The sequence below is a fragment of the Pseudooceanicola nitratireducens genome (assembly GCF_900109195.1).
Lineage (GTDB): Bacteria > Pseudomonadota > Alphaproteobacteria > Rhodobacterales > Rhodobacteraceae > Pseudooceanicola > Pseudooceanicola nitratireducens.
Map to the genome: position 1 here is coordinate 46,151 of NZ_FNZG01000001.1, position 24,080 is coordinate 70,230.

Sequence of the window (24,080 nt, forward strand, 5' to 3'; positions counted from 1 at the left end):
CGCCCAAAGCGAAAAATGGGCGCTCGTCAACATCTACCGTCAGGGGCTTGGCCCTGGGGCCCTGCCGTTTGGTGGGGCCGAGAGGGCGGGACGCCTCCGGCGGGAGTATTTTTGGCAAGATGATGCAGGCGGGGTGGCGCGCCTGAGATCCAGGGGGGTCAGAAGGTGACGTCGACTCCGGGCAGGTCCAGCGCCTTGATCAGGTCGCGAAGCTCTTGCCGGGCGGCGACGTTCGAGATGTTGAGCTGCTGGACGCCGATGTCCTTGAGGTCGAGCAGGGTCAGCCCGCGCGGGAAGAGTTCGCGGAAGATGACGCGTTCGTTGAAGCCGGGCGCGACGCGGAATCCGATCCGCTTGGACAGCTTGTTGATCGCCTTTTCCATCTTGGCTTTGTTGACCATCTGCTGGGCCCCGAGGCGGTTGCGCAGCACCACCCAGTCGATCGGTTTCAGCCCGGCCTGGGCGCGCAGCTGGCGGGCGTTCCAGACCATTTCCGAATAGACCGAGGGGCCGAGGATGCGTTCGCCGTCATTGTCGATATGCGCCAGCAGGTCGAAATCGACGAAGCTGTCGTTGAGCGGCGTGATCAGCGTATCGGCCAGGGAATGCGCCACCTGGCTGAGGCGGGTGTGGGACCCGGGGCAGTCGATCAGGATGAAATCGGCGTGGGTTTCCAGTTCGGACACGGCGGCCGAGAGCCGGTGATCATAGGGGTTTTCGCCGGGCTGCAGGGCGGATTTCTCGATTTCGGGCAGGTCGATGTAGCTGGGCGAGGGCAGGTCGATGCCTTCCTTGGCCAGGAAGCGGGTGCGGTTGTCGACGTAGCGGCCAAGCGTCTTCTGCCGCAGGTCGAGGTCGAGCGTCGCGATCTTGTGCCCCATCCGGGCCAGCGCGGTCGCCACATGCATCGAGACGGTGGATTTGCCCGCGCCGCCCTTTTCGTTACCCACAACGATGATATGCGCCATGCCGCGACCTTTCCGCCTGTGACCCTCTGCCCGGCTATCCGCCGTTTTGCTTGCGGACACTATATGTTGCGGGTGACCCCGATGAAAGGGGCGATGAAAGGCGCGGCCAGCTGACGGGTCATTTTGCCGGGAAACGTGGCCTGCAGGGCGCAAGGCGGGGATCGTTGGCGCGTTAAGGTTAATGTGCAAAGCGGCGCGCGACCCCATGGTCGAATCGCGGGGTGCGTGCTAGGTCTGGGGGCATGTTGCGACCTGACCCCAAGATAAGCGAAAACCTACCTGTGATCCGCCAGCTGGACGAGGCGGCGATCAACCGGATCGCGGCCGGTGAGGTGGTGGAACGCCCGGCCTCGGCCGTGAAGGAGCTGGTGGAAAACGCGCTGGATGCCGGGGCGACGCGCATCGAAGTGACGATTGCCGACGGGGGCAAGGGGCTGATCCGGGTCAAGGACGACGGCTGTGGCATCCCCGAGGATGCGCTGCCGCTGGCGCTGTCACGGCATGCGACGTCGAAGATCGACGGGTCGGACCTGCTGAACATCCACACCTTCGGGTTTCGCGGTGAGGCGCTGCCCTCGCTTGGGGCGGTCGGGCGGCTGAAGATCACCTCGCGCACGGCGGGGGGGCAGGCGGCCGAGATCGCCGTCAGCGGCGGGCGGAGTGAGCCGGTGCGTCCCGCAGCGCTGTCGGGCGGCACTGTGGTCGAGCTGCGCGATCTGTTCTACGCCACGCCCGCGCGGCTGAAGTTCCTGCGCACCGACCGGGCCGAAGGTCAGGCGGTGACGGACACGATCAAGCGGCTCGCCATGGCCGAGCCCTATGTCGGCTTTACCCTGCGCGACGTCACCGGTGGCGGTGAGGGGCGCGTGACCTTCCGCGCGGACCCGGAATCGGGCGACATGTTCGACGCGTTGCATGGGCGGCTGGCCTCGATCCTGGGGAAGGAGTTCGCCGAGAACGCCCTGCGCATCGACGCCGAACGGGAAGGGCTGCACATGACCGGCTATGCCGCGCTGCCGACCTATTCGCGTGGGGCGGCGGTGGCGCAGTTCCTGTTCGTCAACGGCCGGCCGGTGCGGGACAAGCTGCTGACCGGTGCCTTGCGGGCGGCCTATATGGACGTGCTGTCGCGCGACCGGCATCCGGCGGCGGCGCTGTTCATCGACTGCGATCCCACGCTGGTCGACGTCAACGTCCATCCCGCGAAATCCGAAGTGCGTTTCCGCGACCCCGGTGTGGCGCGGGGGCTGATCGTGTCGGGCCTGCGTCATGCGCTGGCCGAGGCGGGGCACCGGGCGTCGACCACGGTGGCTGGGGCAACGCTTGGGGCGATGCGGGCTGAACCGATCGGTCCAGCGCGGGTCTACCAGATGGATCGCCCCTCGGGCGAGGCGCGGGCGACGGCCTATCATGGGCAGGCCTTGGCGGCGGACCAGGGCGGGTTCAGCGGCTGGACTGATCGGTCCAACTCGCCTGCGGCGGTCTTTGAAGGTTTTGCCGACCAGCCCTCGGCCCGGTACGAGCCCGAGCTGCCCGAGCGCCGCCCGGAAGACCCCCGGCTGGAGAGCTTCCCGCTTGGGGCTGCCCGGGCGCAGGTCCATGAGAATTACATCGTCGCCCAGACCGACCGCGGCATGGTTCTGGTCGATCAGCACGCGGCGCACGAACGGCTGGTCTATGAAAAACTGAAGCATCAGATGGCGGAAAACGGGGTCGCCGCGCAGGCGCTTCTGATCCCCGAAATCGTCGAACTCAGCGCCGGGGATTGTGCCAGGCTTGAAGAATTCGCCGAGGATCTTCAGGCGCTTGGCCTGACGATCGAGCCGTTCGGCGGCGGTGCCGTCGCGGTGCGCGAAACCCCCGCCATCCTGGGCGAAGTGGATGCCAAAGCGCTGGTGCTGGACATTCTGGACGAACTGGCCGATGCGGGCGACAGCACGACGCTGAAGGCACGGATCGACGCGATCCTGTCGCGGGTGGCCTGCCACGGGTCGATCCGGTCGGGCCGCCGCATGCGGGTCGAGGAAATGAACGCCCTCCTGCGCGAGATGGAGGCGACGCCGATGTCCGGCCAGTGCAACCATGGACGCCCCACCTATGTGGAGCTGAAACTGTCTGATATTGAACGGCTTTTCGGACGCACCTGATGCAGATCGGCACGATGACCCTTGACCTGAACGACCCCGTTTCCCTGGCCCTGCTGATCGCCGCGGCCCTTGGCCTGCTGATCGTGATCCTGCTGATCGCCGCCCTGCGCGGGGTCAGCCGCGCCGCCCAGGCGTCCGAGCCGCTGATCTACCAGATGGACCAGATGGGCCGCGCCGTTGATGCGCTTGGCCGGGGGCAGGAGCAGCTGACCGGGGGGTTGACGGCCGTGTCGAATGCCCAGGCCAACACCCAGGCGCAGGTCATCCAGTCGATGGAAACCCGCCTAGCCGCCGTTCAGCAGCAGATGACCGACCGGCTGCACGACAACTCGATGAAGACCGCCCGCGCCCTGTCGGACATGCAGGAACGCATGAACAAGCAGCTGCAGGGCGGGTCGGAACGCACCACGAAAAGCCTGACGGAACTGCAGGCGCGGCTGGCCACGATCGACCGCGCGCAGGAGAATATCACCAAGCTGTCGGGCGATGTGCTGTCGCTGCAGGACATCCTGTCGAACAAGCAGACGCGCGGGGCCTTTGGGGAAATCCAGCTGACCGACATCGTGTCCAAGGCCCTGCCCAAGGACAGCTATGCGCTGCAGCAGACCCTGTCGAACGGCAAGCGCGCCGATTGCCTGATCCATCTGCCCAACCCGCCGGGCCCGATCGTGATCGACGCGAAATTCCCGCTCGAGGCCTATGAGTCGCTGCGCAATGCCGCCACCGACGCTGAAGTGCGCGCCGCCGCGCAGGCGTTCAAGACCTCGGTCCGGGCGCATATCAAGGCGATTTCGGAAAAATACATCCTCGAAGGCGAGACGGCCGATGGCGCGCTGATGTTCCTGCCGTCCGAGGCGGTCTATGCTGAACTGCACGCCAACTTCGCCGACATCGTGCGCGAAGGCTTCAACGCAAGGGTCTGGATCGTGTCGCCCACGACCTGCATGGCGACGCTGAACACGATGCGCGCCATCCTGAAGGACGCGCGGATGCGCGAACAGGCCGGGGCCATTCGCAACACCTTGAAATTGCTGCATCGCGACGTGGAACTCGTGGTGGAGCGGGTGCAGAAGCTGGACACCCATTTCGACCAGGCGCGCAAGGATATCGAAGGCATCGGCACCGCCGCCGAACGCGCCGGCAAACGCGCCGCGCGGCTGGACAACTTCGACTTCGAGGAACTGGCCCCCGAGGCCGGGGTCAGCGATGCCAGCGCCGCCGTGGCGCGGCTGACGCGGCGCGACTAACACAGGCCAGACACAGGCCAGACACAGGGTGATAGGCACGCGCCAAAGGGTGGCGCGTTAGCCACACCGCAGAAAACCATATACAGAAGGCGCAAGCTGGGGTAGAGGGTCGCTTTCTTCTCCTGTCCAGGCCGCGCCAATCCCCGCCCTGGCCAACCCAGAACGGTTTTCCCCATGATCCAGACCTTGTCGGATGCGCTGGCCGAGCGCGGCTATGAGACTTTGACCGCCGTCCAGCAGGCGGTCACCGACCCCGAGCTTGCGGGCTCGGACCTGCTGGTTTCGGCCCAGACCGGATCGGGCAAGACCGTGGGTTTCGGCCTGGCGATCGGCCCGACCCTGCTGGATGACGCGGGCCTTCTGGGCCCGGCCGCCACGCCGCTGGCGCTGATCGTTGCGCCGACGCGGGAACTGGCGTTCCAGGTGATGCGCGAATTGGGCTGGCTTTATGCCAAGACCGGGGCGCGGGTGACATCCTGCGTGGGTGGCATGGACATGCGCGACGAACGCCGCGCCCTGGATCGCGGCGCGCATATCGTTGTGGGCACGCCGGGCCGTCTGCGTGACCATATCCAGCGCGGGTCGCTGGATCTAAGCACCATTCGCGCCGTTGTCCTGGACGAGGCCGACGAGATGCTGGACCTGGGCTTCCGCGAGGATCTGGAATTCATGCTGGGCGAGGCCCCCGAGGATCGCCGCACGCTGCTGTTCTCGGCCACCGTTCCGCCGATGATCGCCAAGCTGGCGCAGCAGTTCCAGCGCGACGCCGTCCGCGTCTCGACGATTTCCGACCGTGAACAGCATGCCGACATTTCCTATCAGGCGCTGCGCGTGGCCCAGGCGGATGTGGAAAGCGCCATCATCAACGTGCTGCGCTTTCACGAGGCGCAGAATGCGATCGTCTTTGCCAACACCCGCGCCATGGTGAACCGGCTGGCCGCGCGTTTTGCCAACCGGGGCTTCCAGGTGGTCAGCCTGTCGGGCGAATTGTCCCAGACCGAACGGACCCATGCGCTTCAGGCGATGCGCGATGGTCGGGCGCGGGTCTGCGTGGCGACGGATGTGGCCGCCCGCGGCATCGACCTGCCCAACCTTGAACTGGTGATCCATGCCGAACTGCCCTCGAACACCGAGGGGCTGTTGCACCGGTCTGGCCGGACGGGGCGTGCGGGGCGCAAGGGGATCTCGGCGTTGATCGTGCCGCCCAAGGCCACCAAGAAGGCCGAGCGTCTGTTGAAATTCGCCCGCGTCACCGCCGAATGGACCGTCGCGCCCGATGCCGATCAGATCAACGCCAAGGACGAGGAACGCCTGCTGAACGATCCCGTCTGGTCCGACGAGGTGACGAGCGACGAAAGCGCCTTTGCCGACCGTCTGCTGGCGATGCACGAACCGCAGATCATCGCGGCGGCCTACCTGCGGCTGTATCGCGCCAAGCATTCCGCCCCCGAGGAGCTGTCGGACCCCGACACCCGCGCCCCCGCCAAGGATCGGGAGCCCTTTGGCCCCTCGACCTGGTTCGCGCTGAGCGTGGGCCGCAACGACCGGGCCGAGCCGCGCTGGCTTCTGCCGCTGCTGTGTCGGGCCGGTGGTCTGGACAAGACCGCCATCGGCGCGATCCGCGTGCAGCAGGACGAAACCTATGTCGAGCTGGCCGAGGCCAGCGTGCCCGAATTCGAGGCGAAGTTGGGTGAAGGCGGCGTTCTGGAAGACGGTGTTTCCGCCCGCCGGATGGAGGGCGCGCCCGAGTTCCGCCGCGCCCCAGGCACCGCCCTGGCCGGCCGCGCGCCGAAGCCCGCGCATCGCAAGGGCCCGCGCGAGGATCGCGAAGATCGCGGCCCGCGTCGTGAGCGGCCAGCAGATCGCAATCAGGACCATGACCGTCGTCCGCCCCGGGCCGAGCGGTCCGCCGAGGGTGATCGTCCGGCGAAACCCTATAAAAAGCGTGCCCCGCGCGAAGACCGGTCCGAGGGCGGCTGGTCCGACCGCAAGGGATCCGGTGAGCGCCGGTCGCACGACGGGGATCGCGGCTTCAAGGGCGGCGACCGTGGGGATGCGAAGACGTCCGATTTCAAGAAACGGGATTTCAAGGATCGCGACAGCAAGGGTGGCGATTTCAAGAAGCGCGACTTCAAACCGCGTGACGGCGATCGCCCGGATCGCGGCGGCTTTGGCGCCCGGTCTGAAGGTCGTTTCGAAGACCGTCCCCGCAAGGATCGCGGCGACAAGCCCGCCCGTTCGGATCGCCCGGCCGATCGCGGGTCGGACGCGCCCCGCGCGGCCAAGTCTTCGAAAGCGGTCTGGAACCTGTCGGATCCCTCGGCCTCGGGCCGGGGTGGCAAGGTCCGGGGGGACCGCGCCGAGGGGGGCAAACCCGCGAAGGGCCCGCGCAAGGACAAGTCCGGCTTTGGTGCCGGCTTTGGCAAGGACGACCGCAAGGGCGGCGGCTTCGGGGGCAAGGGCGGAAAACCGGCTGGCAAGTTTGCCGGGAAGCCGGGGGGCAAGCCCAGTGGTAAGCCCGGTGGTAAACCCGGTGGCAAGTTCGAAGGCCGTCCCGGCGGGAAACCGGCCGGCAAGGGTGCCCCGCGCAAGGGCGGCAACCAGCCGCCGCGCCGTCCCAAGAGCTGACGTTTCGCGGATCTGAAAGCGAAAAGACCGGGGTGCAGCGCCCCGGTCTTTTTTGTTTGCCCGGTTCTTTTTGCCCGGCCTGACTGTGAGCACCTCCCCGTCGGATGCGCCTGCGGCGGGCGGGGGAAGGGGGCCTTGCCCCCCTCTTGAGCGTGCCGCTCAATTCACCCCCCAGAGTATTTTCGGCAAGATGATGGGGATCGGGGTGGATCCCGGTCAATTTGCCTGTGTCAGATCCGCAGGAAGGGCTGCGCCAGGCGGGGCAGCCAGGAGCGGAAGCGCAGGGGCGCATCGGTGGCGGCGAGGCAGATGCAGTCCCGGCCGGTTTCCGCGACGGGCATATGTTCCAGATCCTCGTCGGCGATTTCCACGTCGCCCCGGGCGAAATGGTCGGTTTCATCCGAGAAGGCGCCCTGAAGCACCATCGTCAGTTCGGTGCCGCGGTGGCCGTGATCGGGCACGGCGGATCCCGCCGGGATGAAGAGAAGCCGGGCCGAGGCCGCGCGGGAGGTGGGCAGGATCGCCTGTTTCACGCCGCCGCCTACGGGACGCCAGCGGATCGCGTCGATGTCACCGCCGACGTAAGAGCGCAGGGGCTCGGGCAGGGTATGGGGGCCTGTGGGGGCGGGCGGCACGGGCTGGTGGTCTGAGGCGTCGCGATCCGCAGGCACGGTGTCGAGCCGTGCGAGGCAGGCCCCGAAGCTGCCGGGCGAGAGGTCGGTTTCAGCGGCCCCGGCGCAGCTGTCTTCCAGCATGGCCCCGCCGAGCGCCTCGTAGGCGGCCAGGGCGGCGCGGCAGTCGTCGCACATCGAGATATGGCTGGCCACGACCAGGTTGAACGCCTCGGGCAGGGTGCCGGCGGCATATCCCATCAGAAGCTGTTCGGTCAGGTGGTGCTTGATACTCATCGTCGTTTTACCCCATGGCATGGCGCAGCTTGTCCAGCGCCAGCCGTATCCGTGATTTGATCGTCCCGAGCGGGAGGCCCGTCGCCTCGGCTATTTCCTTGTGCGACAGATCGCCAAAATAGGCGCGTTCAATCAGGTCCCTCTGTTTCGCGGGCAGGGCCTTCAGGGCCGCACCCAGTTGTTCCGTTTCCTGTTGCAATGCGACGCTGTCTTCCTGCGTCGCATCCGGTTCCGGGCCCCAACCCAGATCCTCGGGTTCCGGCCTGCGGTCGCGCCGGGCCACGTCGATCCGGCGGTTCCGCGCGATGGTGAAGACCCAGGTCGCCACCGTGGCGCGCGCCGGGTCGTACAGATGTGCCTTGCGCCAGACCGTGACCATCACGTCCTGAGCGCAATCCTCGGCCAGCTGCCCCTCGGTCCCGGACTTCATCAGGAAGCCCTTCACCCGGGGGGCGAAATGCGCAAACAACCGTGCAAAGGCCTCGCGGTCCTTGTGGTCGCGGATCAGGAGCATGTCCTCGACCCAGGCCGCGGCCTCTTGCGCCCTGCGGTCTGCGGATTTGTCCCGCCCCTGGTCCTGTCCTGGCGTCGACGCGCTCATGCTGCGGCCCTGTCCCTTCTGGGTGCTCATCTGCGGTGCGGCGCGCCGGGGCGCGGCCGTTCCCGCCTTTTTGGTAGCACGCAAGTCTCTTTCGGGCGACCCCGACGGATCAGGGCCTGCAGGCAAAGAGGCTGGGGCGGTGTGCTGCAACATGCCCTGTTTACGCGCGGGTCGCGGGGCCGGATCACCGGGCGGGCAGATTTTTCAGGAAAAAACTTTCGAAAACCGTGATGAAAAGAAATCCGGAACCATCTGCCCGGCGTAACCCTTGGGAAATCAGACACAAAGGGCCGTTCATGCCATTCGAAGAATCTTTTTCCCGCCGCAGGGTGGCCATCATCGGCGGCGGAATTTCCGGCATGGGGGCCGCGCGGATGCTGTCGCAGGACCATTCCGTCACCCTGATCGAGGCCGCGCCCCGCCTGGGCGGTCATGCCCGCACCATCACTGCAGGCAAGCGCGGGGATCAGCCTGTCGACACCGGGTTCATCGTCTTCAACTATGCCAATTATCCGCTGCTGACCCAGATGTTCGAGGACCTCGACGTGCCGGTGGCGAAAAGCGACATGAGCTTCGGGGCCTCGGTGCGGGCCAGTGTCTGGGGGGGGCGGCTGGAGTACGGGCTGGCCGATATGCGCGCCGTCTTTGCCCAGTGGCGCAACGCGGGCGATCCGCGATATCTGAAGATGCTGCGCGACGTGATGCGGTTCAACGCCCGTGCGCTGGATGTGGCGCAGGACAGCAGTCTGACCATCGGCGGGCTGCTGGAGCAACTGGGCACGGGCGACTGGTTCCGCGACTATTATCTTCTGCCGCTTTCCGCCGCGATCTGGTCGACGCCCAAGCAGAAGATCTTGGATTTTCCCGCCGACGCGATGATCCGCTTTTTCGAGAACCACGCATTGCTGAGCCATACGGGCCAGCACCAGTGGTACACGGTTCAGGGCGGGTCGATCGAATATGTCCGCAGGCTCGAGGCCACGATGCGCCGCGATGGCGTGGATATCCGCCTGGGCACGCCGGTGCAGGCGGTGCGGCGCGGCATGGCCGGGCCCGAGGTCCGGCTGGACGGCCACGGATGGGAGGCCTTTGACGAAATCATCCTGGCGACCCATTCCGATGACACGCTTTCCCTGCTGTCCGACCCCTCGGTCGAGGAACAGGCCGCCCTAGGCGCGATCCGCTATCAGCCCAATACCGTGACGCTGCATTCGGATGACAGCGTCATGCCGCGCCACCGTCGCGCCTGGGCGTCGTGGAATTACCGCGAGGGGCAGAATGCAGAAGGGCAGGGCGAGGGCGGTGATGCGCTGGACCTGACCTATTGGATGAACCGCCTGCAGCCGATCCCGGCCGATGATCCGCTGTTCGTCACCCTGAACGCCACGCGCCAGATCGACGAGGCCCGGATCTTTGACGAGGTCACGCTGCGCCATCCGGTCTACGACACCGCCGCGCTGGCGGCGCAGAAGGACATGGCGCGGCTGAACGGCCGCAACAACACCTGGTTCTGCGGGGCCTGGATGCGGAACGGTTTCCACGAAGACGGGCTGGCCAGCGCGGCGGATGTGGTCGAGCGTCTGCGCGCGGCGGCGCGGCCCATTCCTGTACCCGTGCAGGTGCCGCTGGTGGCCGAGTGATGATCTGGTCGCCGCCATATCTGGTCTCGGGCCACACCTGGCACGGGCGCAAGGGGCCGGTGAAGAACGCCTTCCGCTATGGGGTCGACTACGTGTTGATCGACGCCGAGGCTGAGCAGGCGGGGCCGGGGCTGTTCGCGCGAAACCGGGGCGGCTTTGCCTCGGTCCAGGACCGGGACCATGGCGGCGACCCAGGCAAGGGGCGCGGGCCCGTCTGGGTGCGAGAGGTCCTTGCAACCCACGGCATGCCCGCACCCGCGAAGATCCTTCTGCTGACGCAGCCTCGGATCCTGGGCCATGTCTTCAACCCGGTGTCCTTCTGGTTCTGCCTGGACGAGGCCGGCACCCTGCGCAACGTGATCGCCGAGGTCACCAACACCTTTGGCGACCGGCATTCTTATCTTTGCGGCGACGGTCGGACCGAAATCACGGCCGAGACCGAATTGATGACCCGCAAGATCATGCATGTCTCGCCCTTTCAGCCGCAGACCGGGGGCTATCGCTTCCGGTTTGACCTGCGGCCCGACCGGATCGGCATCAAGATCGACTATGACCGCCAGGGCGGCGGCGTGATCGCGACGCTGGTCGGGGAACCCAGGCCGCTGACCAACGCAGGTCTGCTGCGCGCCTTCCTGCGGCGGCCCTTCGGGTCGCGGCGGGTGCTGGCGCTGATCCACTGGCAGGCGGCAAAACTGTGGTGGAAGGGCGCGCCCTATCGCAACCGTCCCGTGCCGCCGGATCGCGCGGTGACCCAGGGCGTGCGCCAGCAAAGCTAGGCCCCCCGGGGCAAAAGCCCGAAAAAACCGGTGCTACAGGGAACGTGCGGCGTATGGCCCGCGTTGATCCAGTATTACCGATTGAAGTCGATTTAAGCAGAGAGGAGCCGTCATGACCGAGTGGAGAGGCAAGACCTATTGGCTGATCGGGGCCAGCGACGGCCTGGGCGCGGCCCTGGCGCGCCGCATGTCCCAGGCCGGAGTCCGCCTGATCCTCTCGGCCCGCAGCAAGGACGCGCTGGAGGATCTGGCGCGCGCTTTGCCCGGCCCGGCGCGGGTCCTGCCGCTGGACGTCACCAAACCCGATGCCGTGCGTCGCGCCGCCAAGGACGCCGGAGAGATCGACGGCATGGTCTATCTGGCCGGGGCCTACTGGCCCTTCGGTGCCGATGACTGGAACGACGACCAGGCCCAGACCATGGCAGATGTGAACTTTGGCGGCGCGATGCGCCTTGTGGGGGCCGTCCTGCCCGTCTTCAAGGCACGCGGGCAGGGGCATATCGTGCTGACCGGATCGCTGACGGCCTATGGCGGGCTGCCCGGGGCCGCGCCCTATGTCGCCACCAAGGCCGGCATCATGGCGCTGGCGGAATCCCTGCGCTGCGACCTGCGGGGCAGCGACATCAAGGTCCAGCTTCTGAACCCCGGCTATATCCGCACCCGCCTGACCGAGAAGAATGATTTCGCGATGCCAGGCATCATGGAACCCGATGATGCCGCCGACATCTGTTTCGACCACATGGCGACATCGCGCTTTTCCCGCGCTTTCCCGACGTGGTTTTCGCTGGTCTTCCGGGGCGCGCGGCTGTTGCCGAACTGGGCCTATTTCCGGCTGTTCGGTTAGGCCATTTGCGCAGGATCAAGGCGCGGCGGACCGGGCGGGCGCATCCTTTCGGGGCATGACACCCATGCCGGAAAGGAAGAACAGCCATGCTGGAGATCACCACCCGCAAGGTCGCCCAGATCATCCTGATGGCGCGCGAATTGACCCGCGCCGAGGGCGAGCTGCGCGCCTTCATCGAAAACCTGAACGAGGACGAGGCGATCAGCCTGGTCGCCCTGATGTGGATCGGCCGCGGCACCTTTGGCGCGGATGAACTGGAAGAGGCCAAGACCACCGCCCGGGACGAGGCCGATCACCCGACCGCCGATTACCTGCTGGGCACGCCGCATCTGTCGGACCACCTGGAAAACGGGCTGGACGCCCTTGGCCTGTCCGCCGGTGAGGACGAAGACGACCTGATCCGCGGCGGCTAGGCGATCCGCTCAGCTCCAGCGGACGTCGCCCAGGAAGATATAGCCCGCGCCATAGATCGTCTTGATCAGGCGGGGGTTCTTGGGATCTTCGCGCAGCTTGGTCCGCAGCCGCGAGATCCGCACATCCATCGCCCGGTCGAAACTGTCGCCCGCCGCGCCGCCAAGCGCCTCTTGCATGACCGCCCGGGAAATCAGCCGCTTGGGGCGTTCCAGGAACAGGCGCAGCACCTCGCCCTCGGCATGGGAAAAGGGAACATCCGCACCCTCGGCGTCCTCAAGCACGAAGCGGTCGAAATGCGCGGTCCAGCCGGCGAACTGCGCCGTCTGGGTCGAGGCCGAGGATGGCCGGTCCCGCCGCAGCCGCGCCCGCACCCGCGCCACGACCTCGGCCGGGTCGAAGGGTTTGATGATGTAGTCATCCGCCCCCAGTTCCAGGCCCGTGACGCGGTCCTGCACCTGCGCCCGACCCGAGATGATGATGACCACCGCGCCCTTTTCCAGCGCCAGCCGGTGGATCAGCGTCAGACCGTCGCGGTCGGGCAGGGACAGGTCCAAAAGGCACAGATCCGGCGTGATCGACTGCATCGCCGCCTCGAATTCCGTGGCGCGGGAAAAGCCCATGGTGCGATAGCCCGCATCTTCCAGCGCCGAGGCCAGCATCGACCGGATCTCGGGTTCGTCGTCCAGGATCGTGACAAGGGGCGCGTCGCTCATTCCGGTAGGGCTCCGTGGGTCAGAAGATGGGACAGGGCTGTGGCATCGAAGGGTTTGCGCAGCACCGGCGTGCGCTGCGCCGCCGAAACATGCAGCGGATGGTCCGGCCTGAGCGAGGTCATCATGTAGCAGGGCGGTGCCTCGGGCGGCAAGCTGTCGAAGAAGTCGATGCCGGTCAGCGATCCTTCCAGCGTGATGTCCGACAGGATCAGGGTCAGGCCCGGCACCTGGGCGACCAGGCTGCGGGCTTCTTCGACGCTGGCGGCCTCGATCACCGAATAGCCTTCGGCGCGCAGCAGGGCGCGGACGTTCTGGCGCAGGTCGGGGCTGTCCTCGACCAGCAGGGCCAGGCCCGGTTCCGGCGCAGGCTGGGCGGCGCGCCAGGGCAGCATCAGGCTGACCTGACCGCCCCCCGACACCCCGTTGGCCACCTTCATGCGGCCGCCGACCGTCTGCGTCATGTCATAGACCGTCGACAGGCCTAGCCCGGTCCCCTCGTCCCCCTTGGTGGTAAAGAAGGGATCCAGCGCATGATCCAGCGCGGCGGGGGAAAAGCCCGGCCCGTCGTCTTCGACGGTCAGGTCCAGCCAGGTGTCCTTGACGTTGGTCGCGGTCAGCACGATGCGCCCGCGCCCGGCCACCGCGTCCTTGGCGTTCAGGATCAGGTTCAGCAGGCTGTCCTGCAGCATCGAGGCATCCAGCATCAGCCGCGCCCCGCCAGTGCGGTCGTCCAGCACCAGGGCCACGTCTTCGCCCAGGGTCGGCCCGGCCAGCACGGCCAGTTCCTGCAGGAAGGCCCCCAGATCTACCGGCGCGGGCGCAGGCCGGCGGTCGGCGGTCATCTTGGCCAGCCCGTTCAACAGATCGCCGCCCCGGTGTGCCGCCGACAATGTCGCGCGGATCAGCTGTTGCGCCTCTGGTCCCAGGTCCATCGCCGACAGCCGCGACTGCGCCCCCAGGATGATCGTCAGCAGGTTCGAGAAATCATGCGCCATGCCGCTGGTCACCTGCGCCGCCAGCTGCCGCCGCCGCGACTGCGACAGCGCCGCGCGGGTCTGGCTTTCCTCGGTCACGTCGGTGGACAGGATATAGGCCCCGCCGTCGGTATCGGGGGTCAGCGCGGTGCGGATCCGGCGCGATGATGCCTCGTCCGTGAATTCGAAGACCGAGGCGCGCCCGGCAAAGGCGCTGTCCACATAGGGTTTCACCGCCGCATAGGCCTGCGCCCCCAGCACGTCGGCCATATGCAGCCCAAGGATGTTCGATGGCCGCCCCGGCATCACCGACGACAGCCGCCGGTTCGAATAGGAATAGGTCCGGTCGACCGCGATATGGGCGATATGGGCCGGCATCATTTCCGTGGTCAGACGGATGCGCGCCTCCATCTGGGTCAGCTCGCGCCGGGCCTCTTCCAGGGCGGCGTTGGTGGCCTGCAGCTTGCGGTTGGCGGCGGCCAGGTCCTCGGCATGGTTCAGCACCTGTCCCGACAGCTCGGCCGAGCGGGCGCGCAGAAGCGTTTCCTGCCGCTTGATGTCGGTGATGTCGGTGTAGACCGTGACCCAGCCCCCCTGCGGCAGCGGTGCCCCCTCGACCGAGATGACGCGGCCATTGGCCCGGCGGCGTTCGAAGTAATGCGGCTGAAAGGTCTGGGCCTGGGCCACCCTTTCGCGCACCGCCGCGTCGATATCCGTCACCTCGCCGTATTCGCCGCTTTCCACCAGGAAGCGGATCGTGGTTTCGAACCGCGATCCGGCCAGGGTCAGCTCGCTCGGCAGGGAAAACATGTCCTTGAACTGGCGGTTGGACAGCACAAGACGTAGGTCTTCGTCATAGATCGACAGCGCTTGCTGGATCAGGTTCAGACCGGCCTGGGTCAGGCTGTTGCGCGTCTTGTAGTCCATCGGTCCCCCCGTTCTTCCCCGTGCTCTCCCCCTCCGCCGGTCCCTTAGGGGTAGCACCGCGATCCGGCCCGGAAAAGCCATCCCGACGGCTGTTACAATTCGTTAGAATTCGGAAATGTTGCGGCAAAATTTTAGGCATTAAACTGGATCAAGCCCCGGGTAACGGGGATTCGCCGGCAACGGCGATCCGGTGTGAGGAGACGCCGGAAAACAGGGGAGGAAGAAGAATGGCACCTGCGTCCGGTGACGCGGGCGGGCTGGTATCCGTACCGGCCCTGCTCGACCGTAATGCCAAGAAGTTCGGCACCAAGGCGGCCTATCGCGAAAAGGAATTCGGGATCTGGCAGACCTGGTCCTGGGGCGAAACCCGCGAAGAGATCCGCAATCTGGCCCTTGGCCTGCTGAACCTTGGGGTCAACAAGGGCGATTTCGTCGCGATCATCGGGTCGAACCGGCCGCATCTGTACTGGTCCATGGTGGCCGCGCAGACCATCGGCGCGATCCCCGTGCCGGTCTACCAGGACAGCGCCGCCGAAGAGATGGCCTATGTGCTGGACCATTGCGGCGCGCGCTTCATCATCGCGGAAGACCAGGAACAGGTCGACAAGGTGATCGAGGTTCAGGACCGCCTGACCCAGTTCGAGCACATGATCTACCTGGATCCGCGCGGCCTTCGGAAATACGACCACAGCCAGCTGCATGAATACAGCCACGTTCAGGAAACCGGCCATGGGCTGCGCGATGAACTGACCCCGGAGCTGGAGCGCCGCCAGGCCGCCATCGGCTATGACGACACCTGCGTGATGCTGTACACCAGCGGCACGACCGGCAAGCCCAAGGGCGTGGTCCTGTCCAACCGCAACATCATCGAAACCTCGATCGCCTCGTCCAAGTTCGACAGCCTTGGCGTGGGCGAAGAGGTTCTGGCCTATCTGCCGATGGCCTGGGTGGGCGATTTCATCTTCTCGATCGGGCAGGCCTACTGGGCCGGCTTCTGCGTCAACTGCCCCGAAAGCGAAGAGACCCTGATCACCGACCTGCGCGAGATCGGGCCGACCTATTATTTCGCCCCGCCGCGCGTGTTCGAAACCCAGCTGACCAACGTCATGATCCGCATGGAAGACGCGGGCAAGCTGAAGAAATGGCTGTTCGACCGCTACATGGCCCATGCCCGCAAGGTCGGCCCCGACCTTCTGGACGGCAAGCCGGTCAGCTTTGGCGACAAGCTGAAGTACAAGATGGGCGAGCTGTTCATCTACGGCCCGCTGAAGAACACCCTTGGCCTGTCGCGCGTGCGTGTCGGCTATACGGCAGGTGAGGCGATCGGGCCCGAGATCTTCAGCTTCTACCGTTCGCTCGGGATCAACCTGAAACAGCTTTATGGCCAGACCGAAGCGGGGGTGTTCATCACCCAGCAACCCGATGGTGAGGTCCGCGCCGACACCGTGGGCGTGCCGTCCCCGGGGGTCGAGGTGAAGATCGGCGAGACGGGCGAGGTGTTCTATCGCTCGCCCGGCGTCTTCGTCGAATACTACAAGAACCCCGAAAGCACGGCCTCGACCAAGGATGCCGAAGGCTGGGTGGCCACCGGCGACGCGGGTTTCTTTGAACCCGACACCGGCCACCTGCGGATCATCGACCGTGCCAAGGACGTCGGCAAGATGGCCGACGGCAGCATGTTCGCGCCCAAGTATGTCGAGAACAAGCTGAAGTTCTATCCCAACATCCTCGAGGCCGTGGTCTTCGGCAACGGCCGCGACCGCTGCACCGCCTTCATCAACATCGACCTTTCCGCTGTTGGCAACTGGGCCGAGCGGAACAACATCGCCTATTCCTCGTACCAGGAACTGGCGGGCCATCCGCAGGTGCTGGAGACGATCCAGAAGCACGTGGAAGAGGTCAACGCATCCGTGGCCGAGGACGAGATGCTCTCGGGGTGTCAGATCCACCGCTTCCTTGTGCTGCACAAGGAACTGGACGCCGACGACGGCGAAATGACCCGCACCCGCAAGGTCCGCCGCCGCATCATCGAAGAGAAATACGCCGATCTGATCAACGCGCTTTACGATGGGTCCGACACGGTCTCGACCAGGACCGAGGTGACCTACGAGGACGGGCGCAAGGGCTATATCTCGGCCACGCTGGATCTGCGCGACGCCAAGATCGTGCCGGTTCGGACCAAGCCGATCGCGGCGGAATAAGGGGGCAGGGACATGTTGGACCAGTCGGAAGGCTACATCACCGAAGACGGCCGCAAGATCGGCGGCGTGGTGATGGAAATGAAGAACATCACCCTGCGCTTCGGCGGCGTGGTGGCGATCAAGGACATCAGCTTTGACATCCGTCAGGGCGAGATCCGCGCCATCATCGGGCCGAACGGGGCGGGCAAGTCCTCGATGCTGAACGTCATCTCGGGCTTCTACGTGCCGCAGGAGGGCGAGGTTCTGTACCACGGCAAGAAGCGCCCGCAGATGCGCCCCTATGAGGTCGCGCGCCAGGGCATCGCCCGGACCTTCCAGAACATCGCGCTGTTCGAAGGCATGACGGTTCTGGACAACGTCATGACCGGCCGCCTGAACCACATGAAGACGGGCATGGCCGCCCAGGCGCTGTGGAAGGGCAAGGCCGAGCGCGAAGAGGTCGAGAACCGCGAAGTGGTCGAGAGGGTCATCGACTTTCTCGAAATCCAGAACATCCGCAAGACCCCGGTCGCGCGTCTGCCCTATGGCCTGAAGAAGCGGGTCGAACTGGCACGGGCGCTGGCGGCGGAACCGTCGCTTCTGCTGCTGGACGAACCCATGGCCGGCATGAACGTCGAGGAAAAAGAGGACATGTCCCGCTTTATCCTGGATGTGAACGACGAATTCGGCACCACCATCGCCCTGATCGAACACGACATGGGCGTGGTGATGGATCTGTCCGACCGGGTGGTCGTGATGGACTACGGCAAGAAGATCGGGGACGGCACACCGGACGAGGTGCGCAACAACCAGGACGTGATCGACGCCTACCTCGGTGTGGCCCACGACTAGGGCCCGGCGCATTTCGGGGGGCACGTCGGCAGGCGCTCGCCTGCGGCATCGCCCCTCCCGCCGTCCCGTGACGGCACCAAACAAAGGGCGCGACAGGCGTCGAGGGGCACCGGTGGAGGAGACCGGCACCCCGGGGATCAAAGGGAGGAGATAGAAGTGCCAGACCAGCTTCTATTCGGGATGGAAGTCTTTCTGAACGGCCTGATGGCCGGGGTGCTTTATGCCCTCGTCGCCCTGGGCTTCGTTCTGATCTACAAGGCCTCCGGCATCTTCAACTATGCCCAGGGCGTCATGGCGCTGTTTGCGGCGATGACCCTTGTGGGGATCATGGAGGGGCGGGTGCCCTTCTCGCATCTGATCAACGCGGTCTTCGGGTCGAACGTGCACCACTTTGGCTGGCACCTGCCCGCCGTGGTCGGCATCGTACTGACCGTGGGCGTCATGGTCCTGCTGGCCTGGCTGGTCAACGCGCTGATCATGAAGCACCTGGTCAACCAGGAGCCGATCATCCTGTTCATGGCGACCATCGGGCTGGCCTATTTCATGGAAGGCCTGGGCGACCTGATGTGGGGCGCGGACATCAAGAAACTGGACGTGGGCCTGCCGCAGGGCATCAACGGCACCATCGACCAGATCACCTTTGACGCCTTTGGCTATGGCTTCTTCATCGACAACCTCGACATCTGGGCCACGATCATTGCCATCGTTCTGGTCGCCTCTCTCATGGTGTTTTCGCAATACACCAAGCAGGGCCGCGCCCTGCGGGCCGTGGCCGATGACCACCAGGCGGCGCTGTCGGTCGGCATTTCGCTGAACTTCATCTGGGTGCTGGTCTGGTCGATCGCGGGCTTCGTCGCCCTGGTCGCGGGCATCATGTGGGGTGCCAAGTCGGGCGTGCAGTTCTCTCTGTCGCTGATCGCGCTGAAGGCGCTGCCGGTTCTTATGCTCGGCGGCTTCACCTCGATCCCCGGCGCGATCGTCGGCGGGCTGATCATCGGTGTGGGCGAGAAGATGTTCGAATTCGCCATCGGCCCGATGGTCGGCGGCGCGACCGAGAACTGGTTCGCCTATGTCCTCGCTCTTCTCTTCCTCGTCTTCCGGCCGCAGGGCCTGTTCGGCGAGAAGATCATCGAGAGGGTGTGACCATGTGGGGATTTCCCGACGCTCATGCCGCCGCTGCCGACTATCCGCTGGATCCGCGGTCGCGGGACGGGCTGATCGCCGCGCTGACCGCCGATGCACCGGCTGACCGTGCTGCGCCGTCCAAGGCCCCGGTGCACCGGTCGCATCACCAGGCACACCATGACGCCCTGGCCGAGGTGCGCGGATGAAGCAGCTGGCCACGCTCAACGTGATCGCCTGGTCGGTCTTCTGGGTCTTCGGCGCGCTTGCCGTGACCGAGGATCCGGGCAACGCGATGCGCATGTCGCTTTACGCGCTGACCGCCTTTGCCGGGCTTGCCCTTGGCATCCGGTCCTACCTGAAAATCTGCCGCTCCGGGGACAGCCGGGCCGGATCCATCACACTGACACCGAACGAGGTCTGACATGTTTTACCGCGAAGCAGGTGAGTTCAAGACATCCTACGTCGACGACAACCAGACCTTTCCGATCCGGTTCGACCGCTGGCGCTATTACGCCGTGCTGGCGGTGGCCTTCTTGGTCGTGCCGTTCTTCATCAACGACTACTGGGCCAATGCGGTTCTGCTGCCCTTCCTGATCTATTCGATCGCGGCCATCGGGCTGAACATCCTTGTGGGCTACTGCGGTCAGGTGTCCCTGGGCACCGGCGGTTTCATGGCCGTGGGGGCCTATGCCACCTACAAGCTGATGACCGCCTTCCCCGAGGTGAACCTGTTCTTCCACGTGCTTCTGGCGGGCGGGATCACCGCGATCGTCGGCGTGCTGTTCGGTCTGCCGTCGCTGCGGATCAAGGGGTTCTACCTGGCGGTGGCGACCCTGGCGGCGCAGTTCTTTCTGGTCTGGCTCTTCAACCGGGTGCCGTGGTTCTACAACTACTCGGCCTCGGGGCAGATCAACGCGCCCGAACGCACCCTGTTCGGACATGCGATTTCAGGTCCGGCGTCGGAGCCCTGGGCCGTGTACCTCTTCTGCCTGGTCTTCACCGTCGGCTCGGCGATCATCGCGCGCAACCTGACGCGCGGCACCCAGGGGCGGAAGTGGATGGCGATCCGCGACATGGACATCGCGGCTGAGATCATCGGCGTGAACCCCCTGACCTCGAAGCTGACCGCCTTTGCCGTGTCGTCCTTCTTCGTGGGCATCGCCGGGGCTCTGTTCTTCGCGGTCTACCTGGGCGCGGTCGAAGTGGGCGAGGTCTATGGCATCAACAAGTCGTTCCTGGTGCTTTTCATGATCATCATCGGCGGGCTGGGGTCGATCTTCGGCAGCTTTGCCGGCGCGGCCTTCCTGGTCCTGCTGCCGGTCTTCCTGAAGAACCTTCTGGTCGGCACCCTGGGCTGGCCCACGGACCTGGCGGCGCATCTGGAACTGATGATCGTCGGCCTGCTGATCATCGTCTTCCTGATCGCGGAACCGCATGGCATCGCCCAGCTGTGGCGCGTCACGAAAGAGAAACTACGGCTCTGGCCCTTCCCGCACTGACGCGGCGGGCCAGTCCCAAAACGACCGGGGGAGAGGAGCCCCCGGCGCACCCGAAACCATCGGAGATATCAAGGGAGGAACCTTACCGATGAAAACCAAGACCCTGATCACCGCAGCAGCTGCCGTGATGATGGCCGCAGCACCGGCGATGGCGGACCTGTTTGTCCCGTCGCTGACCTACCGCTCCGGTCCCTATGCGGCAAACGGCATCCCGACCGCGGATGGCTACAAGGACTACTTCACCCTCCTGAACGAACGCGATGGCGGCATCGGCGGCGTGAAGGTCGAATTCGAGGAATGCGAAACCGGCTACAACACCGAAAAGGGTGTGGAATGCTACGAGGCGCTGAAATCGAAGAGCCCGCTGGCGATCCATCCCTGGTCCACCGGCATCACCTATCAGCTGATCCCCAAGGCGACCGCCGACGGCATCCCCGTACATTCGGTCGGCTATGGCCGGACCTCGGCCAAGAACGGCGAAGTCTTCCGTTGGGTCTTTAACTACCCGGCGAACTACTGGGATGGCGCATCGGTCGCGATCAGCCACATCCTGGACCAGGAAGGCGGCGACCTGAGCGGCAAGAAGGTCGCGCTGGTCTACCACAACTCGGCCTTCGGCAAGGAACCGATCCGCACCCTGGAAGAGCTGGGCAAGATCCACGGCTATGAACTGAGCCTGCTGCCCGTCGACCACCCCGGTCAGGAGCAGAAGTCCCAGTGGCTGCAGATCCGCCGCGAGCGTCCCGACTATGTCATCATGTGGGGCTGGGGCGTGATGAACCAGGTCGCCATCCAGGAAGCCGTGAACATCCGCTTCCCGATGGACCATTTCATCGGCATCTGGTGGTCCGGGTCTGAAAACGACGTGAAGCCCGCCGGTGACGGGGCCAACGGCTACAAGGCGCTGACCTTCAACGGCCTGGAAAAGGACTATCCGATCTTCGACGACATCCAGAAACATGTCGTGGACAAGGGTCTGGCCGCAGGTGCGGGTGACCAGATCGGCACCGTGCTTTACATGCGGGGTCTCTATTCCGCGCTGATGACCGCCGAGGCGATCAAGAAGGCGCAGGAAATCCACGGAACCCCGGATGTGACCCCCGCCATGGTGCGTGACGGCTACGAGGCCCTGGACATCACCCAGGAAACCTATGCCGCGCTTGGCCTGCCGGGCTTTGGTCCCGACATCCAGGGGTCGTGCCAGAACCACGGTGGTCAGGGCCTGGGTGCCGTGTCCCAGTGGGATGCCGCCGCCGGTCAGTTCAAGCTGATCACCGACTACATCCAGTCCAACCAGGACGTGATTGCGCCGCTGATCGCCGCGGATTCCGAGGCCTTCGCCGCGGAAAACAACATCACGCCGAACTGCGACTGATCTGAACCCCTGATCTGAAATCCGCCCCGGCCGGGCCCAACCGGCCGGGGCACCCCAAACGCCCTTTTGCAAGAGGATCGCCCCAGATGCTGGATGCTGGACAAACCCAGGAAAAGCTCCTTGAGGTCAATAATATCGAGGTCATCTACAACCACGTGATCCTCGTGCTGAAAGGCGTGTCCCTTTCCGTTCCCAAGGGGGGCATCACGGCCCTTCTGGGCGGCAATGGCGCCGGCAAGACAACCACCCTGAAGGCGGTGTCGAACCTGCTGCATTCCGAACGCGGAGAGGTCACCAAGGGCACGATCACCTATCGCGGTGAACGCGTCGCCCATCTGGATCCCGCCGCCCTGGTCAAGAAGGGTGTCATCCAGGTGATGGAGGGCCGTCATTGCTTCGAACACCTCACGGTCGAGGAAAACCTGCTGACCGGGTCCTATACCCGCGGGGCGTCAAAGGCGGATATCGATGCCGACCTGGACATGGTCTACACCTATTTCCCGCGCCTCAAGGAACGGCGGAAATCCCAGGCCGGCTATACCTCGGGCGGGGAACAGCAGATGGTCGCCATCGGTCGCGCCATCATGTCCCGTCCCGAAACCGTGCTGCTGGACGAACCCTCGATGGGTCTGGCCCCGCAGCTGGTGGAACAGATCTTCGGCATCGTGAAGGACCTGAACGAAAAGGAAGGGCTGACCTTCCTGCTGGCCGAGCAGAACACCAACGTCGCCCTGCGCTTTGCCCATTACGGGTATATCCTGGAATCCGGGCGCATCGTGATGGATGGCCCCGCGGCGGAACTGCGCGAAAACCCCGACGTGAAGGAATTCTACCTGGGCATGTCGGATGAGGGGCGCAAATCCTTCCGCGATGTCCGGTCCTACCGTCGCCGCAAGCGCTGGCTGTCCTGAACGTCGGCCTGACAGCACCCACAGCTCAAGACCCCGCAACGACCCCAAAGAGGGCAGCAAAGAAGGGATCGCCTCTGATGACACATTTCGACACGCTGGAAACCCGCTCGGCGGATGAACGCGAACAGGCGCTGGCGGGCGATCTGTCGCGCCAGGTGGCCGCCGCCCAGGCCCTGCCGGGCTATGCCGGATCGCTGTCGGGGGTGGACGCCGGGGCGATCACATCCATCGCGGACCTGGCCCGGCTGCCGGTGCTGCGCAAATCCGACCTGGGCGCGGCGCAGAAGGCGCAGCCGCCCTTTGGCGGGCTGACCACGCTGCCCGTGGGCGGTTTTGCCCATGTCTTCCAGTCCCCCGGTCCGATCTATGAACCGGGCGGGGCCGGGCATGACTGGTGGCGCATGGGGCGCTTCCTGCATGCTGCGGGCATCGGCAAGGGCGACATCGTGCAGAACTGCTTTGGCTATCACCTGACGCCCGCCGGCATGATCTTTGAAAACGGCGCGCGGGCCGTGGGGGCTGCCGTACTGCCCGCCGGCACCGGCCAGACCGAACTTCAGGCCCAGGCGGCGCATGACATCGGCTGCACCGCCTATGCCGGCACGCCCGATTACCTCAAGGTGATCCTCGACAAGGCCGAGGAGATGGGCCTGCCGCTGAAGATCACCCGCGCGGTGGTCGGGGGCGGGGCGCTGTTCCCGTCGCTGCGCCAGGAATACGCCGACCGGGGCATTGCCTGCCTGCAAAGCTATGCCACCGCCGATCTGGGCAATATCGCCTATGAATCCCCCGCGATGGAGGGGATGATCGTCGACGAAGGCGTCATTGTCGAAATCGTCACCCCCGGCACCGGCGATCCCGTCGCCCCCGGCCAGGTGGGCGAGGTCGTGGTCACGACCCTGAACCCCGATTATCCGCTGATCCGCTTTGCCACTGGCGATCTGTCGGCCGTGCTGCCGGGCATCAGCCCCTGTGGCCGCACCAACATGCGGATCAAGGGCTGGATGGGCCGCGCCGACCAGACCACCAAGATCAAGGGCATGTTCGTGCGCCCCGAACAGGTGGCCCAGCTGGTCGCCAAGCATTCCGACATCCACCGCGCCCGCGTCCTGGCGCAGCGCGAAGGCGAACGCGACGTGATGGTCGTCCAGGTCGAGGCCGAGGGCGGCGATGGCACCGCCTATGAGACATCCGTGGCCGATCTTCTGAAACTAAAAGGCCGCGTCGAAGTTGTGCCTGTAGGATCGCTGCCGAACGACGGCAAGGTGATCGAGGATCAGCGGACCTACGACTGATCCCGCCTTTGTCCGGGTCTTCCGGGCAGGTCATGGACGGGTTTAAAGGAAAAGAA

At 65.5% G+C, this 24,080-nt stretch carries 21 protein-coding genes; 16 read left to right on the top strand and 5 right to left on the bottom strand.

Annotated features, from left to right (window positions below; translation table 11 throughout):
- Positions 1 to 158 precede the first annotated feature (158 nt).
- Complete coding sequence (locus tag BMX99_RS00235; protein WP_093445806.1) at positions 159 to 968, bottom strand: division plane positioning ATPase MipZ; 810 nt, start codon at positions 966 to 968, stop codon at positions 159 to 161.
- 242 nt (positions 969 to 1,210) lie between these two features.
- On the opposite strand from BMX99_RS00235, the gene mutL reads away from it, so the two are divergent.
- The 3 genes from mutL to BMX99_RS00250 all read left to right on the top strand — a co-directional run bounded on the left by mutL (position 1,211) and on the right by BMX99_RS00250 (position 6,990).
- The gene (gene mutL, locus BMX99_RS00240) at positions 1,211 to 3,115 is read left to right on the top strand and encodes a DNA mismatch repair endonuclease MutL (protein WP_093445807.1); all 1,905 of its coding nucleotides are present in this window, start codon (positions 1,211 to 1,213) and stop codon (positions 3,113 to 3,115) included.
- Positions 3,112 to 4,362 carry a DNA recombination protein RmuC gene (locus BMX99_RS00245; protein ID WP_093445808.1) on the top strand — a complete coding sequence of 417 codons (1,251 nt, stop codon included), beginning with the start codon at positions 3,112 to 3,114 and terminating at the stop codon, positions 4,360 to 4,362. The genes mutL and BMX99_RS00245 overlap by 4 nt, the downstream gene beginning before the upstream one ends.
- A gap of 174 nt (positions 4,363 to 4,536) precedes the next feature.
- Positions 4,537 to 6,990 carry a DEAD/DEAH box helicase gene (locus tag BMX99_RS00250; protein ID WP_093445809.1) on the top strand — a complete coding sequence of 818 codons (2,454 nt, stop codon included), beginning with the start codon at positions 4,537 to 4,539 and terminating at the stop codon, positions 6,988 to 6,990.
- A 230-nt stretch (positions 6,991 to 7,220) separates the two neighbouring features.
- Here the strand turns inward: BMX99_RS00250 and BMX99_RS00255 are convergent, their stop codons facing one another.
- Both BMX99_RS00255 and BMX99_RS00260 read right to left on the bottom strand, forming a co-directional pair.
- Positions 7,221 to 7,898 carry a ChrR family anti-sigma-E factor gene (locus tag BMX99_RS00255; protein WP_093445810.1) on the bottom strand — a complete coding sequence of 226 codons (678 nt, stop codon included), beginning with the start codon at positions 7,896 to 7,898 and terminating at the stop codon, positions 7,221 to 7,223.
- A gap of 7 nt (positions 7,899 to 7,905) precedes the next feature.
- Positions 7,906 to 8,412 (bottom strand): sigma-70 family RNA polymerase sigma factor, encoded by a 507-nt coding sequence (locus tag BMX99_RS00260; protein WP_212632897.1) that lies wholly within the window; start codon positions 8,410 to 8,412, stop codon positions 7,906 to 7,908.
- 383 nt (positions 8,413 to 8,795) lie between these two features.
- On the opposite strand from BMX99_RS00260, the gene BMX99_RS00265 reads away from it, so the two are divergent.
- From BMX99_RS00265 to BMX99_RS00280, 4 genes are all read left to right on the top strand, one after another.
- Complete coding sequence (locus BMX99_RS00265) at positions 8,796 to 10,139, top strand: NAD(P)/FAD-dependent oxidoreductase (RefSeq protein ID WP_093445812.1); 1,344 nt, start codon at positions 8,796 to 8,798, stop codon at positions 10,137 to 10,139.
- A complete protein-coding gene (locus BMX99_RS00270; protein WP_093445813.1) occupies positions 10,139 to 10,915 on the top strand; it encodes a DUF1365 domain-containing protein in 777 nt (258 codons plus the stop codon). The genes BMX99_RS00265 and BMX99_RS00270 overlap by 1 nt, the downstream gene beginning before the upstream one ends.
- Positions 10,916 to 11,027: 112 nt before the next feature.
- Positions 11,028 to 11,759: an SDR family NAD(P)-dependent oxidoreductase gene (locus BMX99_RS00275; RefSeq protein ID WP_093445814.1), complete on the top strand. Its 732-nt coding sequence runs from the start codon at positions 11,028 to 11,030 to the stop codon at positions 11,757 to 11,759.
- A gap of 86 nt (positions 11,760 to 11,845) precedes the next feature.
- A complete protein-coding gene (locus BMX99_RS00280; RefSeq protein ID WP_093445815.1) occupies positions 11,846 to 12,172 on the top strand; it encodes a DUF3775 domain-containing protein in 327 nt (108 codons plus the stop codon).
- A gap of 9 nt (positions 12,173 to 12,181) precedes the next feature.
- On the opposite strand, the gene BMX99_RS00285 is transcribed toward BMX99_RS00280, so the two are convergent.
- Both BMX99_RS00285 and BMX99_RS00290 read right to left on the bottom strand, forming a co-directional pair.
- Positions 12,182 to 12,886: a response regulator transcription factor gene (locus tag BMX99_RS00285; protein ID WP_093445816.1), complete on the bottom strand. Its 705-nt coding sequence runs from the start codon at positions 12,884 to 12,886 to the stop codon at positions 12,182 to 12,184.
- Positions 12,883 to 14,787, bottom strand: a complete 1,905-nt coding sequence (locus tag BMX99_RS00290) for a PAS-domain containing protein (RefSeq protein ID WP_093445817.1) — start codon at positions 14,785 to 14,787, stop codon at positions 12,883 to 12,885. Before BMX99_RS00290 ends, BMX99_RS00285 begins: the two co-directional genes overlap by 4 nt.
- 227 nt (positions 14,788 to 15,014) lie before the next feature.
- Here BMX99_RS00290 and BMX99_RS00295 point away from each other — a divergent pair, with 227 nt between their 5' ends.
- From BMX99_RS00295 to BMX99_RS00335, 9 genes are all read left to right on the top strand, one after another.
- Positions 15,015 to 16,988 carry an AMP-binding protein gene (locus tag BMX99_RS00295; RefSeq protein WP_093445818.1) on the top strand — a complete coding sequence of 658 codons (1,974 nt, stop codon included), beginning with the start codon at positions 15,015 to 15,017 and terminating at the stop codon, positions 16,986 to 16,988.
- 12 nt (positions 16,989 to 17,000) lie between these two features.
- Positions 17,001 to 17,819 carry an ABC transporter ATP-binding protein gene (locus BMX99_RS00300; protein WP_093445819.1) on the top strand — a complete coding sequence of 273 codons (819 nt, stop codon included), beginning with the start codon at positions 17,001 to 17,003 and terminating at the stop codon, positions 17,817 to 17,819.
- Positions 17,820 to 17,975: 156 nt separating this feature from the next.
- Entirely contained in the window at positions 17,976 to 18,962 is a 987-nt protein-coding gene (locus tag BMX99_RS00305; RefSeq protein ID WP_093445820.1) for a branched-chain amino acid ABC transporter permease, read from the top strand.
- A gap of 2 nt (positions 18,963 to 18,964) precedes the next feature.
- The gene (locus BMX99_RS00310; RefSeq protein WP_093445821.1) at positions 18,965 to 19,150 is read left to right on the top strand and encodes a hypothetical protein; all 186 of its coding nucleotides are present in this window, start codon (positions 18,965 to 18,967) and stop codon (positions 19,148 to 19,150) included.
- Complete coding sequence (locus tag BMX99_RS00315) at positions 19,147 to 19,365, top strand: hypothetical protein (protein ID WP_093445822.1); 219 nt, start codon at positions 19,147 to 19,149, stop codon at positions 19,363 to 19,365. Before BMX99_RS00310 ends, BMX99_RS00315 begins: the two co-directional genes overlap by 4 nt.
- Before the next feature lies 1 nt (position 19,366).
- Positions 19,367 to 20,443 (top strand): branched-chain amino acid ABC transporter permease, encoded by a 1,077-nt coding sequence (locus BMX99_RS00320; RefSeq protein ID WP_093445823.1) that lies wholly within the window; start codon positions 19,367 to 19,369, stop codon positions 20,441 to 20,443.
- Between the two features lie 88 nt (positions 20,444 to 20,531).
- On the top strand, positions 20,532 to 21,818 hold the full coding sequence (locus tag BMX99_RS00325) for an ABC transporter substrate-binding protein (protein WP_093445824.1): 1,287 nt from the start codon (positions 20,532 to 20,534) through the stop codon (positions 21,816 to 21,818).
- A gap of 86 nt (positions 21,819 to 21,904) precedes the next feature.
- Positions 21,905 to 22,729: an ABC transporter ATP-binding protein gene (locus tag BMX99_RS00330; protein WP_093445825.1), complete on the top strand. Its 825-nt coding sequence runs from the start codon at positions 21,905 to 21,907 to the stop codon at positions 22,727 to 22,729.
- 77 nt (positions 22,730 to 22,806) lie between these two features.
- The gene (locus tag BMX99_RS00335) at positions 22,807 to 24,024 is read left to right on the top strand and encodes a phenylacetate--CoA ligase family protein (protein WP_093445826.1); all 1,218 of its coding nucleotides are present in this window, start codon (positions 22,807 to 22,809) and stop codon (positions 24,022 to 24,024) included.
- The last annotated feature ends 56 nt before the right edge of the window (positions 24,025 to 24,080 follow it).

Bases quoted from the DNA above. Each gene is read 5' to 3' on its own strand.
- BMX99_RS00300 (WP_093445819.1), top strand. From the start codon at position 17,001: ATGTTGGACCAGTCGGAAGGCTACATCACCGAAGACGGCCGCAAGATC.
- BMX99_RS00265 (WP_093445812.1), top strand. From the start codon at position 8,796: ATGCCATTCGAAGAATCTTTTTCCCGCCGCAGGGTGGCCATCATCGGC.
- mutL (WP_093445807.1), top strand. From the start codon at position 1,211: ATGTTGCGACCTGACCCCAAGATAAGCGAAAACCTACCTGTGATCCGC.
- BMX99_RS00250 (WP_093445809.1), top strand. From the start codon at position 4,537: ATGATCCAGACCTTGTCGGATGCGCTGGCCGAGCGCGGCTATGAGACT.
- BMX99_RS00295 (WP_093445818.1), top strand. From the start codon at position 15,015: ATGGCACCTGCGTCCGGTGACGCGGGCGGGCTGGTATCCGTACCGGCC.
- BMX99_RS00325 (WP_093445824.1), top strand. From the start codon at position 20,532: ATGAAAACCAAGACCCTGATCACCGCAGCAGCTGCCGTGATGATGGCC.
- BMX99_RS00330 (WP_093445825.1), top strand. From the start codon at position 21,905: ATGCTGGATGCTGGACAAACCCAGGAAAAGCTCCTTGAGGTCAATAAT.
- BMX99_RS00285 (WP_093445816.1), bottom strand. From the start codon at position 12,886: ATGAGCGACGCGCCCCTTGTCACGATCCTGGACGACGAACCCGAGATC.
- BMX99_RS00275 (WP_093445814.1), top strand. From the start codon at position 11,028: ATGACCGAGTGGAGAGGCAAGACCTATTGGCTGATCGGGGCCAGCGAC.
- BMX99_RS00260 (WP_212632897.1), bottom strand. From the start codon at position 8,412: ATGCTCCTGATCCGCGACCACAAGGACCGCGAGGCCTTTGCACGGTTG.
- BMX99_RS00280 (WP_093445815.1), top strand. From the start codon at position 11,846: ATGCTGGAGATCACCACCCGCAAGGTCGCCCAGATCATCCTGATGGCG.
- BMX99_RS00235 (WP_093445806.1), bottom strand. From the start codon at position 968: ATGGCGCATATCATCGTTGTGGGTAACGAAAAGGGCGGCGCGGGCAAA.
- BMX99_RS00320 (WP_093445823.1), top strand. From the start codon at position 19,367: ATGTTTTACCGCGAAGCAGGTGAGTTCAAGACATCCTACGTCGACGAC.
- BMX99_RS00270 (WP_093445813.1), top strand. From the start codon at position 10,139: ATGATCTGGTCGCCGCCATATCTGGTCTCGGGCCACACCTGGCACGGG.
- BMX99_RS00255 (WP_093445810.1), bottom strand. From the start codon at position 7,898: ATGAGTATCAAGCACCACCTGACCGAACAGCTTCTGATGGGATATGCC.
- BMX99_RS00290 (WP_093445817.1), bottom strand. From the start codon at position 14,787: ATGGACTACAAGACGCGCAACAGCCTGACCCAGGCCGGTCTGAACCTG.
- BMX99_RS00315 (WP_093445822.1), top strand. From the start codon at position 19,147: ATGAAGCAGCTGGCCACGCTCAACGTGATCGCCTGGTCGGTCTTCTGG.
- BMX99_RS00335 (WP_093445826.1), top strand. From the start codon at position 22,807: ATGACACATTTCGACACGCTGGAAACCCGCTCGGCGGATGAACGCGAA.
- BMX99_RS00310 (WP_093445821.1), top strand. From the start codon at position 18,965: ATGTGGGGATTTCCCGACGCTCATGCCGCCGCTGCCGACTATCCGCTG.